Annotated in this window: 11 protein-coding genes; 3 read left to right on the top strand and 8 right to left on the bottom strand. The window is 58.0% G+C overall.

The window, feature by feature from the left end; all coding sequences use genetic code 11:
- Window positions 1-17: 17 nt before the first annotated feature.
- The 5 genes from osmF to bglX form a co-directional block, all read right to left on the bottom strand.
- Window positions 18-935, bottom strand: coding sequence for a glycine betaine ABC transporter substrate-binding protein OsmF (osmF, locus tag WFM46_RS00140; RefSeq protein ID WP_263950417.1), 918 nt, complete (start codon window positions 933-935; stop codon window positions 18-20).
- A gap of 70 nt (window positions 936-1,005) precedes the next feature.
- Window positions 1,006-2,241, bottom strand: a complete 1,236-nt coding sequence (locus tag WFM46_RS00145; RefSeq protein WP_336996859.1) for an MFS transporter — start codon at window positions 2,239-2,241, stop codon at window positions 1,006-1,008.
- A gap of 50 nt (window positions 2,242-2,291) precedes the next feature.
- The gene (locus WFM46_RS00150; RefSeq protein WP_103180293.1) at window positions 2,292-3,851 is read right to left on the bottom strand and encodes an MFS transporter; all 1,560 of its coding nucleotides are present in this window, start codon (window positions 3,849-3,851) and stop codon (window positions 2,292-2,294) included.
- On the bottom strand, window positions 3,848-5,200 hold the full coding sequence (locus tag WFM46_RS00155; RefSeq protein WP_180209881.1) for a glycoside hydrolase family 28 protein: 1,353 nt from the start codon (window positions 5,198-5,200) through the stop codon (window positions 3,848-3,850). The genes WFM46_RS00150 and WFM46_RS00155 overlap by 4 nt, the downstream gene beginning before the upstream one ends.
- A 322-nt stretch (window positions 5,201-5,522) precedes the next feature.
- Window positions 5,523-7,820: a beta-glucosidase BglX gene (bglX, locus tag WFM46_RS00160; RefSeq protein WP_156654890.1), complete on the bottom strand. Its 2,298-nt coding sequence runs from the start codon at window positions 7,818-7,820 to the stop codon at window positions 5,523-5,525.
- 189 nt (window positions 7,821-8,009) lie between these two features.
- Here bglX and dld point away from each other — a divergent pair, with 189 nt between their 5' ends.
- Both dld and WFM46_RS00170 read left to right on the top strand, forming a co-directional pair.
- Window positions 8,010-9,767, top strand: coding sequence for a D-lactate dehydrogenase (gene dld / locus WFM46_RS00165; RefSeq protein WP_103180298.1), 1,758 nt, complete (start codon window positions 8,010-8,012; stop codon window positions 9,765-9,767).
- A gap of 103 nt (window positions 9,768-9,870) precedes the next feature.
- The gene (locus WFM46_RS00170) at window positions 9,871-10,425 is read left to right on the top strand and encodes a GNAT family N-acetyltransferase (protein WP_336996860.1); all 555 of its coding nucleotides are present in this window, start codon (window positions 9,871-9,873) and stop codon (window positions 10,423-10,425) included.
- A 99-nt stretch (window positions 10,426-10,524) separates the two neighbouring features.
- Here the strand turns inward: WFM46_RS00170 and pbpG are convergent, their stop codons facing one another.
- Together pbpG and WFM46_RS00180 are read right to left on the bottom strand one after the other, a co-directional pair.
- Entirely contained in the window at window positions 10,525-11,445 is a 921-nt protein-coding gene (pbpG, locus tag WFM46_RS00175; RefSeq protein ID WP_103180301.1) for a D-alanyl-D-alanine endopeptidase, read from the bottom strand.
- 167 nt (window positions 11,446-11,612) lie between these two features.
- On the bottom strand, window positions 11,613-12,200 hold the full coding sequence (locus WFM46_RS00180; protein ID WP_103180303.1) for a Yip1 family protein: 588 nt from the start codon (window positions 12,198-12,200) through the stop codon (window positions 11,613-11,615).
- A 155-nt stretch (window positions 12,201-12,355) separates the two neighbouring features.
- On the opposite strand from WFM46_RS00180, the gene WFM46_RS00185 reads away from it, so the two are divergent.
- Window positions 12,356-12,916: a DedA family protein gene (locus tag WFM46_RS00185; protein ID WP_336996861.1), complete on the top strand. Its 561-nt coding sequence runs from the start codon at window positions 12,356-12,358 to the stop codon at window positions 12,914-12,916.
- 3 nt (window positions 12,917-12,919) lie between these two features.
- Here WFM46_RS00185 and WFM46_RS00190 read toward each other — a convergent pair whose 3' ends face one another.
- Window positions 12,920-13,693: an SDR family oxidoreductase gene (locus WFM46_RS00190; protein WP_103180306.1), complete on the bottom strand. Its 774-nt coding sequence runs from the start codon at window positions 13,691-13,693 to the stop codon at window positions 12,920-12,922.
- Between the last annotated feature and the right edge of the window lie 47 nt (window positions 13,694-13,740).

Consider the following 13,740-nt stretch of genomic DNA (forward strand, 5'->3'; position numbering starts at 1 on the left):
CACAGTCCTGCGGCGGGTTATTTCACCAGCCCTTTTTGCTTCAGGTAATCTGCCGCCACTTTTTTGGCATCCAGCCCCTCGACTGCAATGCTGGCGTTCAGCTGTTGCAGGGTTTTCTCATCCAGCGTTTCAAATACCGGCTTCAGCCAGGCGTCCAGCTCCGGATAAGCCTTCAGCACCGCCTCGCGCACCACCGGCGTCGGGGCATAGATCGGCTGAACGCCTTTTGGATCGGTGAGGGTTTGCAGACCCAGCGCCGCTACCGGGCCGTCGGTACCGTAGGCCATCGCCGCGTTCACGCCCGAGGTTTGCTGAGCGGCTGCTTTGATGGTGACGGCGGTATCACCCCCCGCCAGTGAGAGCAGCTGGCTCTGATCGAGCTTGAAGTCATAGGCTTTTTCAAAGGCAGGCAGGGCATCCGGGCGTTCGATAAACTCGGCTGAGGCGGCGAGTTTGAAATCACCCTTCTCTTTCAGGTAGCGGCTCAGATCCTCAAGGGAGGTGAGTTTGCCTTTCTCCGCCACATCCTTGCGTACCGCGATGGTCCAGGTGTTATTCGCCGGAGCCGGGGTAAGCCAGATTAGCTTGTTCTGTTCGGCATCGAGTTTTTTCACTTTCTCGTAGCCATTGCTGGCATTTTTCCACGCCGGGTCATTTTCATCTTTAAAGAAGAAGGCGCCGTTGCCGGTGTATTCCGGGTAGATATCCAGTTCGCCGGAGGTGATGGCGCCACGCACTACCGGGGTAGTACCCAGCTGCACTTTATTGACGGTTTTGACGCCATGGCTCTCCAGCACCTGCAAAATAATGTTGCCCAGCAGCGCCCCTTCCGTATCAATTTTCGACCCGACCTTTACCGGCTCCGCTGCCTGTAATGGCAGGCTCAACGCCGCCAGCAGCGCCGCTGAACCAACAATCCCCTTTAAAATAGTCATTCCGCTTTCCTCATGATTTTGCCGCCTTTTTCAGAGGCTTGAGAGAAAAGCGTAGTCGATAAGTGGCGTTTTAGCGCGTCTCAGGCAGTTTTAACGGCAGGGTAAGCACGCTGGCGGCAAAGTAAAGCATGGCGATCACCCACAACGTCCCCTCCACGCCGAGGGGGGCCACGCAGAGGGTGACAATCAGCGGCCCGACAAAGTTGCTCAGGCCGGAGCCCAGATTGAGGCAGGCGATCGCCGCGCCTTTGTTATCAGGAAGCAGGGAGGGGATCAGCGCGCTGAGCGGCCCGAACGCCCCGAGCCCAATGGCATAGAGCGATAAGGCGCAGAACAGCGCGGGCTCGCTGTTACCAGACAGCACCGGGGCGTAGCATACCGCCACCATCGCCAGACCACACAGGGTGCCGGAGAACCAGACCACCGTGTTACGCCAGCCGATGGTGTCCCCCAGCCAGCCAAAGAAGTAGCTGGCGAAAATATTAACAACGTTCACCAGCCCCCAGATGGTGAGCCACGTCGCGATACTGAAGCCAAAGCGCGGCAGGTAGACCGGCATCAGGATCACCAGCGAAAATTTGCCGATGTCGTTGATGGTTTTGACGATCACCGCGAGACGCATTTTAGGCTCCCGCACCAGCACCATGATCCCTTCGGTGAGTGCTGCCCCCATGCTGCCGCCCTGCGCCGTCTGCGGCCGATCGGGATTGAGCACCAGCGCGCAGAACGCCCCCAGTACCACAAAGATAAAGCCGCTCAACAGGGTGGTGGTTTCGCCGAGCCGCGGCAGCATCAGGCTGGCGTACCACGGTCCGATAATGGTCATCCCCACGCCAAAGGCGATCCAGAACCAGGAAACCGCCCGTCCCAGGATACGCGGCTCGCAGCGCTGGTTAATCCAGACCAGGAACGCGTAGGCAAACAGCGGGTAAGCCACGCCGCGCAGGGCGTAGCTGGCGACCATCAGGGGGTAGTTTCCCTGCGGCAGGGCATAGCCGATAAACGGGATCGAACCGAGAAAGTAGATCGCCGTGGCACTCCACATCAGACGACGCAGGCCCAGTACCCCCGCGCCGATCCCCGCAAACCAGGAGATCACCGCCACGCACAGGCCGAACACCGATGAGAGCAGGCTGATGTGAAACGCATCAAAGCCGCGGTTTTGCAGCATCGAGGCCAGCCAGCTTTGCTCGATGGTGGCACCGGTAATAAACAGAAAAATGCCGATAAAACCCCAGCTCAGTTCCCGGGGCAGACCCAGTCTGGCCCAGATCCCTTGCTGAATATATACGCTGTGTTCTGTCATGTGCTTCGTCCTGAAAGACCGGGGGCCCGGACCCGGTCAGGCTGTGAGGATCAGGCGTTGGTGAATTGCGGAGGGCTCTGACGCGCCATCATCCGTTTGCGGTTGAGATAGCCAACGGTGTTCTCGCCCCAGCAGTGCTCATACGGCATACCGGTCAGGCTTTCGATAACCGCACGGTTTTCCGCGCTGACGGTCGCCTTGCTGCCGCCCTGCTTCAGGCGCGCCACCTCTTCGTTCAGAATGGCGTGGGTGCGGCTGTTGATGCGGAACTGGCAGGCCGACCAGATCCCCCAGACGGTGAGGATCATCGGTAGCACAATCATGATCACCATGATCATGTTGATGGCCGACTGCGGCTGCGCGGACTGCCCGGAGACAAAGCCCGACATCTGCAAAGCCACGCCAACAAGGAAAATCGACATCGCCTGAGAGGCCTTACGCAGCAGACTCATAAAGCCGGCGAAGATCCCCTCCCGACGCTGACAGGTGAGGATCTCGTCCACGTCTGCCACGAAGGTGTAGTTATTCCATGGAATGGCGTAGATCCCGCCGCGCGCCAGGCCGGCAATCGCCGCCCCGGCATACAGCAGTACCATCCCACCGGTCTGGTGGAAGTACGCTGACACCAGCAGGGCAAAGGCCACCAGGGCCATTGAGGCCTGGGTGGCGAAGGCCCGGGACGGGGAGTAACGCAGGGTCAGCCAGGTGGCGATCCCGACGCCAAAGAATTGCAGGGCATTGATCACGCCGAGCAGGTTAGAGGCCATCACCGACGAGGTCATCAGGGCGAAGACCACGAAGTAGGTAAAGACGGAGTTGAAGATATCCTGCGCCACTGAACCGCCCAGATACATCCCGAGGTGCGATCTGAACGTTTTGATTTTCAGGGTGGAGAGGAAATCGTAATAGATATGGTACGTCCGGGTTGCCAGCGGCTCCTTCTCTTCCTCTTCACTGTGGGCTTCGCTCTGCTGGATCTCCTCCAGCGAACGTTCCCAGGTGCCGAAGTAGACAAAGAACAGTACGATCATAAAGGAGACGGTGAAAATGGCGCCGGTATAAAAGAATGACGCTGACGACTCCGGCCCGAAGTATGCCACCAGACGTCCCGGCAGGAAGGCGGCAGCAAAACCGGCCAGCTGGGCGATATACATGCGGGCGCTGGTGAGTTTTGAGCGCTTTTTGAAGTCGGAGGTCATCTCTGCCGACAGGGTGTCGTAAGGGATGATGATCATGGTGTAGACGATCTCAAACAGGATGTAGAACAGCAGGTACATCCAGTAATTGAAGCCCTCCACCCACAGCAGGCTGTAGACCGACACCAGCGGGATGCTGGCCAGCAGGAAGAAGCGGCGACGGCCAAAGCGTCGGCCCAGCGCCGTCTTATGGAAGTTATCGGAAATGTAGCCGATGACCGGACACATGATCACATCGACAATACGCGCCACCGCAAACAGCGAGCCCGCCTGAATCGGCGTCAGCCCGCAGAAGGTGGTTAAGAAAAACAGCAGCCAGGCGCTGACCAGCGTGAAGGCACCGGAGCCAATCACATCTGCCAGCCCGTAACAGACATAGTTACGCAGTTTAATTTCTCGCACTTTTTTTATCATTTTGTATTCCCTGTATTCGCCGGGTAAGTTCGGATGCTCTCTTCATCCCAGCCCGCAGGTAACGGCAGCGGACGGGCAATCTGGATGACATGCAGCTGTAATCCCTCAACACCTGCGGCATAGAGCGCGGGCAGTCCGTGCGGATAGCGTTCTACGCCGTAGGCGCGCCCCGTTTGCGGGTTAACGCGCCAGGCGTTATCCAGTCCCATCCCTGTCGGGCGCGCGGGGTTACAGGGAGGGCGCACGTCATAGCAGCCCTGCTCCTCGCTGGCGCTCAGGCGCTGAGAGAAGCTCAGCCCGTTAAAGGTGATGTCGTGAATGGCGCCCGGCACGTCGCTGTGCAGGTTGATCGCCCCTTCCCCGCTTCCGCTGAGGCTTAAGAACGTGACCTGGCTTATCTCGCCGGGCGCGACGTTGGGCGCGCGGTGGCGGACGGAGACAAAGACCGGATCGGCTTTTCCCCAGTGGCAGGGATCGCCGTGCCGGCAATCAAAGACGATATTGCTGAACAGCATCTGGCTGAACCGTCCGCCGTCGCGGGAGACCAGGCCGATGGCGCGGTTGGATTCGAAAATGACGCAGTTGCTGACCACCAGGTTGCGGATGTCGGCAAAGGTCTCGGTGCCCACTTTGATGGCGCAACTTTTTGAGCGAATGATGCAGTTATTGACCGTGACGTTCTCCATCGGCTGCTGCAACGCTGCGCTTTTGGCGGTGGTCTTCAGGCAGATGCCGTCGTCGGCGGCGCTGAAATAGCTGTCGCTGAGGTGCACATGCTGGCAGCTGTCGAGATCCAGCGCATCGGTATTGGAGAGTGCCAGATCGTTATCGATGGTGATCTGTTTGATAAAAACATGCCTGCAGCTGACCAGGTGCGCGGTCCACATGGGTGCGTCGTACAGCGTGATATCGGCGATCCGCACCTGCTCGCACCCTTCCAGCACCAGCATGCGCGGACGATGGGTTTTCGGCTGACGGTAGCCCTGGGCGTCCGGCGCTGGCGCAAACCAGGCGCTGGCATTGCCGTCGATGCAGCCTGGACCGCACAGGGTCAGGTGATGGGCATCACGCGCATAGAGGAGCGCCATTCTGGAAAGCTCGGCCATGCTTTGGGTTTCGCAGGCCTGGTAGTCCGCCTCATGGGGGCTCGCCAGCAGACGCGCACCGGCTTCCAGATGCAGGGTGAAGTTTGACGGTAATACCAGCGTGCCCGTCAGGTAGGTACCCGGCGTGATCACCAGCGTACCGCCACCGGCCTGGGCGAGGGTCGCAATCAGCCCCTGGAGGAGATCGGTGACGGGAGTCAGACCGCTGCGGTCGAGAACGACATTTTCTAACGAGAGCTTCATGTTGATACCTGTCAGCTGTTAAGTGACAGGCATTTAACGCCGTTTTATCCCCCTGCTCGCGGGCCCTGTCTGGGGATTTTGAGCGAAGAGTGAAGATCGTCACGCCAGGATAAGGCGGTAGAAAGGGCTTTTGATGGGGTTCACGTTTTATCAGGGGCGGCAAAAATGAAGTGTGAAAATCATCACAAATCACCCGCCGGGGAGGAATAAAAAAGAGGGAATCAGGTCGGTTTCAGGCGGGACGGGAAAAAAATTGCGGGGCCGATCACGAATCAGGTGAGGCGGCCCCGTCTGGATATTGCCCGGCAGCGCCGGGCTATTTTTACAGCAGCTCGAACTCACCCTTGTTTACGCGGGCAGAATCCGTACCGATAAAGACGTTGAACTTGCCTGGCTCAGCGTCATATTTCATCTGCTGATTCCAGAACTTCAGCGCATCCACGTCGATCGGGAAGCTGATGGTCTTCGTTTCACCCGGTTTCAGGTTGACCTTCTCAAAGCCACGCAGCTGTTTCACCGGGCGGCTCATGGAGGCGGTAATATCCTGAACGTACATCTGAACCACCGTCTCCCCTTCACGTTTGCCGGTGTTAGTGACATCCACGCTGGCGGTCACCGTGCCGTCCGCCTTCATGGTCGGGGCCGACATTTTCACCTCAGAAACCTTAAAGGTGGTGTAGCTCAGGCCATAACCAAACGGATAGAGCGGGCCATTGGCTTCGTCAAAGTAGCGCGAGGTGTACTTGTTCGGCTTGTCGGCGTTGTAAGGACGGCCGGTATTCAGGTGGCTGTAATAGACCGGGATCTGCCCCACCGAGCGCGGGAAGGACATCGGCAGTTTACCCGACGGGTTGTAGTCACCAAACAGCACGTCGGCAATGGCGTTACCGCCCTCGGTACCGGCGAACCAGGTTTCCAGAATCGCGTCAGCCTGCTGATCTTCTTTCACCAGCGCCAGCGGACGGCCGTTCATCAGCACCAGCACCAGCGGCTTGCCGGTGGCTTTCAGCGCGGCAATCAGATCGCGTTGGCTTTGCGGCAGGGTGATATCGGTACGGCTCGAGGCTTCATGCGCCATCCCCTGAGCTTCACCCACGACGGCCACGACCACATCAGACTGCTTCGCAGCATTCACCGCTTCGTCAATCATCTCCTGGGCGGAGCGCGGATCGACCTTCACGGCCTCTTCATACTGGTTGAGGAAGGTGACGATGTCTTTATCGTTGGTGACATTGGCCCCTTTGGCGTAAATCACTTTGCCTTTGTCGCCCAGCGCGTCTTTAATGCCCGTCAGCACCGTGACGGACTGATCCGCCACGCCTGCCGCAGACCAGCTGCCCATCACATCGCGTTTGCTGTCGGCCAGCGGGCCCACCACCGCCACGGTGCCAGATTTCGCCAGCGGCAGGGTCTCGAGACGGTTTTTCAGCAGCACCAGGCTCTCACGCGCCACTTCACGCGCCTCTTTGCGGTGCAGGCGGCTTTCAGCGTTGGTGTCTACCGGGTCAGACTCTTTTGGCCCCAGGTGGCTGTACGGATCGTTAAACAGCCCCATATCATATTTGACGTTCAGAACATGGCGCGTGGCGTCATCCAGCTCCGCCATGGTGACCTTACCGCTCTTCACCAGACCCGGCAGGTACTTGCTGTAGTACTCATCGCTCATGCTCATGTTGATGCCGGATTTCAGCGCTACCCGCACCGCATCTTCCGGATCCGCCGCCGTGCCGTGCTTGATCAGCTCCTTGATCGCCCCGTGATCGGAGACGGTGATGCCCTTAAAGCCCCACTTGTCGCGCAGAACCTCTTTCAGCAACCAGCTGTCGGAGGTAGCCGGCGTCCCGTTCAGGGAGTTCAGGGCCACCATTACCGCGCCGCTGCCGGCATCCAGACCCGCTTTGTACGGCGGCATATAGTCGTTAAACAGGCGCTGCGGGCTCATGTCGACGGTGTTGTACTCTTTGCCGCCCTCCACGGCGCCATAGGCGGCGAAGTGTTTGACGCTGGTCATCACCGAGTAGCGATCTGCCGGGCTTTTGCCCTGCATCGCTTCTACCATGGTTTTACCCATCGTCGCGGTGAGATAAGTATCCTCCCCGAAGCCTTCCGAGGCGCGGCCCCAGCGCGGATCGCGGGAGACGTCCACCATCGGCGCCCAGGTCATGTTCAGGCCGTCGTCCGCTGCTTCGTATGCCGACACGCGGCCCACGGTTTTCACCGCCTCGAGGTTAAAGGAGGAGGCCAGGCCGAGGCTGATCGGGAAGACGGTACGCTGGCCGTGAACCACGTCATAGGCGAAGAATAACGGGATTTTCAGGTGGCTGAGTTCCATCACCTGATCCTGCATTTTACGGATATCCTGGCGGGTGACGGTGTTGAAAATCGCCCCTACCTGCCCGTTTTTAATCATCTCGCGAATGGCTTCTTTCGGATTATCCGGCCCGACGCTGATGAGGCGCAGCTGGCCGATTTTCTCATCAACCGACATCTTAGTAAGCAGGTCGGTTACAAATGCGTCCCGGGCTTCCGGCGTGAGCGGATGATTGCCAAACAGGTCGTCAGCCAGCGCGGGTTGCAGCGCCAGACTTACAGCCACACCTACAGAACAGAGCCATTTCATTTCGTTTACTCTCTCATCAATAACCGCCGGATAGTCGCGGCCAGACCGTACGAAAAGCGCAGTGTGCCATAAACCCTCTGAACGTTGCAGGGTTTATTCTCTGATTTTTCTGGTGAATAGTCGTTCGCTTAAACATTAATCGCGCTATGATTTTCGACGACGCATTTGAATAACCACAAGGGGTGGATGATGTCTTCTGTACAACTGCACGATAACACCAGCTTCATTAACGAGTTGTCACGTCTGGTAGGCCAGGCGCACCTGCTTACCGACGCCGCAAAAACCGCCCGCTACCGCAAGGGCTTTCGCTCCGGCCAAGGGGACGCGCTGGCGGTGGTGTTCCCGGGCACGCTGCTGGAGCTGTGGCGGGTACTTAATGCCTGCGTCGCGGCAGACAAAATCATTCTGATGCAGGCGGCCAATACCGGCCTGACCGAAGGCTCCACGCCGAACGGCAATGATTACGATCGCGACATTGTCATCATCAGCACCCTGCGCCTCGATAAGCTGCATCTGCTGGATAAGGGCGAGCAGGTGCTGGCCTACCCGGGCACCACGCTCTACTCCCTGGAAAAGGCGCTCAAGCCGCTGGGCCGGGAGCCGCATTCGGTGATTGGCTCCTCCTGTATTGGCGCCTCGGTGATCGGCGGGATCTGCAATAACTCCGGCGGCTCGCTGGTGCAGCGCGGCCCGGCCTATACCGAAATGTCGCTGTTCGCCCGCATCGATGAGCAGGGCAAGCTGACGCTGGTGAACCATCTGGGTATCGATTTAGGGGTCACGCCGGAGCAGATCCTCAGCAAACTGGATGATGACCGCGTTAAAGATAGCGATGTCCTGCATGACGGGCGCCACGCTCACGACCATGATTACATCAGCCGGGTACGTGAAATTGATGCCGACACCCCGGCGCGCTATAACGCCGACCCGGACCGTCTGTTTGAATCTTCCGGCTGTGCCGGCAAGCTGGCGGTCTTTGCCGTACGCCTGGACACCTTCCCGGCCGAGAAACGCCAGCAGGTGTTCTATATCGGCACCAACCAGCCGGAAGTGCTGACCACTATCCGTCGCCACATTCTCGGGGAGTTTACCCATCTGCCGGTCGCCGGCGAGTATATGCACCGGGATATTTACGACATCGCCGAACGCTATGGCAAAGACACCTTCCTGATGATCGACAAGCTCGGCACCGACAAGATGCCCTTCTTCTTCACCATGAAGGGGCGCACCGATGCGATGCTGGAGAAGGTGTCGCTGTTTAAGCCTAACTTTACCGACCGCTTCATGCAGAAGCTGGGCAGCGCATTCCCGGCACACCTGCCGCCGCGGATGAAAAGCTGGCGGGATAAGTATGAACATCATCTGCTGCTGAAAATGGCGGGCGACGGCATTGCCGAAGCGCAAAGCTGGTTGAGCGAATTCTTCAAAACCGCGGAGGGGGATTTCTTTGCCTGCACCCCGGAAGAGGGCAGCAAGGCCTTTTTACACCGCTTTGCCGCTGCTGGCGCCGCGATCCGCTATCAGGCGGTTCACGCCGACGAGGTAGAGGATATTCTGGCGCTGGATATCGCCCTGCGCCGCAACGATACCGAATGGTTCGAAAAACTGCCGCCGGAGATCGACAGCCAGCTGGTGCATAAGCTCTATTACGGCCACTTTATGTGTTACGTCTTCCACCAGGATTACATCGTTAAAAAAGGGGTCGATGCCCACGCCCTGAAGGCGCAAATGCTGGCCCTGCTGAAGGCGCGCGGCGCGCAATATCCGGCGGAACACAATGTCGGTCACATTTACGAAGCACCGGATTCATTAAAACAGTTTTATCGCGCTAATGACCCAACTAACAGTATGAACCCGGGGATTGGCAAAACAACCAAGCATAAAAACTGGAAAGAGGAGTCAGAAACAGTGCGTAATGGCTCGCAAGCTACTGATCACACCAGTTAGACCGAACGGACCTACTATTAAGCCCCTATAAATCGTACTAGAGTAGCCACGGGTCGCCAGAGAAACGTTTCTCTGGCTTTTTTTGATGAGGAGCGGACATATTATGTCGGCTGTTGAAACTTTCTCCGAAACTGACGTTCAGGTTCGCGATGCCGAGCCTGAGGATGCGCATGCCATTGCCGCCATCTATGCCTGGCACGTTCTGAACGGACGCGCATCGTTTGAAGAAGTGCCTCCTACCGTTGACGAGATGCGCGAGCGCATACACGCGGTGACCAGTCAGGGGTTGCCGTGGCTGGTGGCGCTCTATCGGGGTATCGTGGTGGGTTACTGCTACGCCACCCACTATCGTGCACGCCCCGCCTACCGTTATACCCTTGAAGAGTCGATTTACGTCGAGGCCAGCACGCCTGGACACGGCTTTGGCAGCGCGCTGCTGAGCGCCCTGATTGCCCGCAGCGAAGAGGGGCCGTGGCGCCAGATGATCGCCGTGGTGGGCGACGGGCCAAACAACGCCGGGTCGTTACGCCTGCATAAAAAGCACGGTTTTGAAGTGGCGGGGCAGCCCAGAAGCGGGGGGTACAAAAAAAGGGACTGGCGCGGTACGCTAATTTTTCAGCGCCCCCTTTACGAGGGGGACTGGAAGCTGCCGGAGTAATCTATTTCAACGCGGTATTGCCGGGTGGCGCTGCGCTTACCCGGCCTACACAACCCGTAGGCCCGTGCAAGCGAAGCGCCGCCGGGCATTAAACGCGATTCAATCGTTCTGCGCCGTCGCCATCTGGGCGGCTTTTTGCTTTTTGTAGCTCAGGGCCGCGGCGGGAACCGGGGTGACTTTTCCGGTTTCAATCCAGGTCCGCAGCCGGCTGGCATCGGCAAAGTGGGTATATTTGCCAAAGGCATCCATCACCACCAGCGCTACCGGCTTGCCATTAAAGACCGTGCGCATCACCAGACAGTGGCCCGCCGCGTTGGTAAAGCCGGTTTTAGTCAGCTGGATATTCCAGTTATCGCGGTAGACCAGATGGTTGGTGTTACGAAACGGCAGGGTATAGGCCGGATGCGAGAAAGTGGCCATCTCTTCGCGGGTGGTGCTGAGCTGGCCGAGCAGCGGATACTGCTTAGTGGCAATCAGCAGCTTCGTCAGATCCTGCGCCGTCGAGACGTTATGAATCGACAGACCGGTTGGCTCCACAAAACGCGTCTGGGTCATGCCCAGCGCCTTCGCTTTGGCGTTCATGGCGCGGATAAACGCGTCATAGCCGCCCGGATAGTGGTGGGCCAGGCTTGCCGCGGCGCGGTTTTCCGAGGACATCAACGCCAGCAGCAGCATATTTTTACGGCTGATTTCGCTGTTCAGACGCACGCGGGAATAAATCCCTTTCATCTCTGGCGTATGGCTGATGTCGACGCGCAGTTTTTCATCCAGCGGCAGCCGTGCATCCAGCACCACCATCGCGGTCATTAATTTGGTAATCGAAGCGATCGGGCGCACCAGATTCGGGTGGCTGGAATAGATCACTTTATTGGTATTCAGATCGACGATCATAGCGCTGCCGGAAGCAATCTCCGGCTGTGTCGCCGTAGCCACAGCGGCAGTGTTGGCGATTGCGGGGGTCGCCACTGGCACAGCCAGCAACAGAGCAAGACTCAGTAAAGAAACGCGGAATTTCAGCATGGTGAGATTTCGGATAATTATTCACGCACGTAATAACGTACGCCGCCCGGGCCGAAGCGAGAACACGGGCTGGCTAAGGCATCATAGCCGTCCGGATGCCTTGCTACCAGTAGTTAATCGTGAACAGATGCTGCATTGCTGGCAATTCCGCCAGCAATGCAGTGACGTCAGAAGAGACGATATCCATAACCCCAAAGAATAACCGTCAGCGCCAGTAACACTTCCAGCAACAGCACGCCGATGGCGAGCGTAGAACCGGAAAAGCTGCGGCCCTCCTCTTTATTGATATTCAGGAAGGTAGGAATACCGATATAGAGCAGATAACCGGTATAAAACAGCGCCAGGGTGCCCACCAGCGCGCAGAGCCAGACAATAGGATAGAGCGCCACGATCCCGCTTAAAAATAGCGGCGTTGCCACGTAACCGGCAAACACCATGCAGTGCGCCAGGGAAGGACGCTGCGGATAGCGACGCGCCATCCAGTAAATCACCCGCCCCATTACCGCCACCCCTGCCAGCATCAGCGCGTAAAAGACCGCGGCCAGCGCCAGTCCGGTTGTCCACGAAAGTTTTACAATGTTGCCGTCGTCAAAATCCCAGCCAATTTGCGTGGTACCAATGAACGCGCAAATTACCGGTACGGCGGCCATCAACAACACATGGTGGGTATAGTGATGGCTGACCGTTTCGTTTTCGCTTCTGATCACGTGCATTTCACGATCGGGATGGGAAAAGAGTCCCCAGACATGGTTCATAACGCCCCCTTGTTGTCGGCCCGCTAGCGATAACTCAAGTATAATGCAGCCTGAGATTATTTTTTGAGCAACACAAGGAAATGGTCATTGTCGGTTCATTGACAGAGGGAGTGTATGATTAGGCAGACTTTCTCAGGACAGCTACGCTTACCCCTATGGACATTAATACTCTCATTGCACAGTATGGCTATGCCGCGTTGGTTATTGGCAGCATAGCGGAAGGCGAGACTATCACCCTACTGGGTGGCGTGGCGGCGCATCAGGGGCTGCTGCGTTTTCCCCTGGTCGTGGCCGCAGTAGCGCTGGGGGGCATGATCGGCGATCAGCTACTCTATCTGCTTGGCGTCCGGTTTGGCCCGGCGATCCTGCGGCGCTTTTCCCGCCATCAGAAGAAAATCAACCGCGCCCAGCAGCTGATCCAGCGCCACCCTTACCTTTTCGTGATCGGCACCCGCTTTATGTACGGTTTCCGCATCATCGGCCCGCTGCTGATTGGGGCCAGTCACCTGCCGCCAAAAATTTTTCTGCCGCTGAACATTGTGGGCGCCATCATCTGGGCGCTGATCTTCACCACTTTAGGCTACGTCGGTGGTGAAGTGCTGGAGCCCTGGCTGCACACGCTGGACCAGCACCTGCGCCACTGGATCTGGCTGATTGGGGTGCTGGTGCTGGTTTTCGCGGTGCGCTGGTGGCTTAAACGCCGGGATCGCAGCTAAGCATTACTGTTCCGGTTTAAACTGCGGATTGCCCAGCATAAAGCCCCCATCGACGATAAACGACTGTCCGGTGGCGTAGCTGGCGTCGGTGTCACACAGCCAGGCGACCAGGCTGGCAATCTCTTTGGTATGCCCCGGCCTTGCCAGTGGAATGTTGGGCATAGAGCCGGGCTTCACTTCGCTGTCGTCCATGTCATTCATCGGGGTGGCAATGGCGCCCGGCGCCACGGCGTTCACCAGAATGTTATGGTGAACCAGCTCCATCGCCATCGACTTGGTCAGGCCGCCGAGGGCGTGTTTGGCTGAGGTGTAAGCGCTGGCCTCCGGCAGCGGCGTGTGTTCATGCACCGAGGTGATATTGACGATACGTCCCCCCTCCCCCTGCTTCACCATCTGCCGGGCGGCGATCTGCGAACAGAGAAATGCCCCGTCCACATCGACGCTAAAAATGGATCGCCACTGGTCATATTCCATCTCAAGAAACGGCGCTTTGGTCATCGCTCCGGCGTTATTGACCAGCACGTCAAGACGGCCGAAACGTTCAATCAGCGTCTCGATGGCTTTCGCCCCGTCCGGCAGTTGGCTGAGATCCAGATGGATGGCCTCTGCCCGCTGCCCGCGCGCCTCGATCTCGCGACAGGTTTTCATCGCCCCTTCTTCATCCGAGTGCCAGGTCACGCCAATATCAAACCCACGCTCCGCCAGCATCAGCGCTGTGGTTTTGCCGATTCCCGAATCTGATGCCGTTACAATAGCCACACGATTGGTTGAACCCATACTCACCTCCAGAAAAGAAGACAAAGAGATAAGTATAGTTACTTCTC

Source organism: Leclercia sp. M50 (assembly GCF_037150775.1).
GTDB lineage: Bacteria > Pseudomonadota > Gammaproteobacteria > Enterobacterales > Enterobacteriaceae > Enterobacter.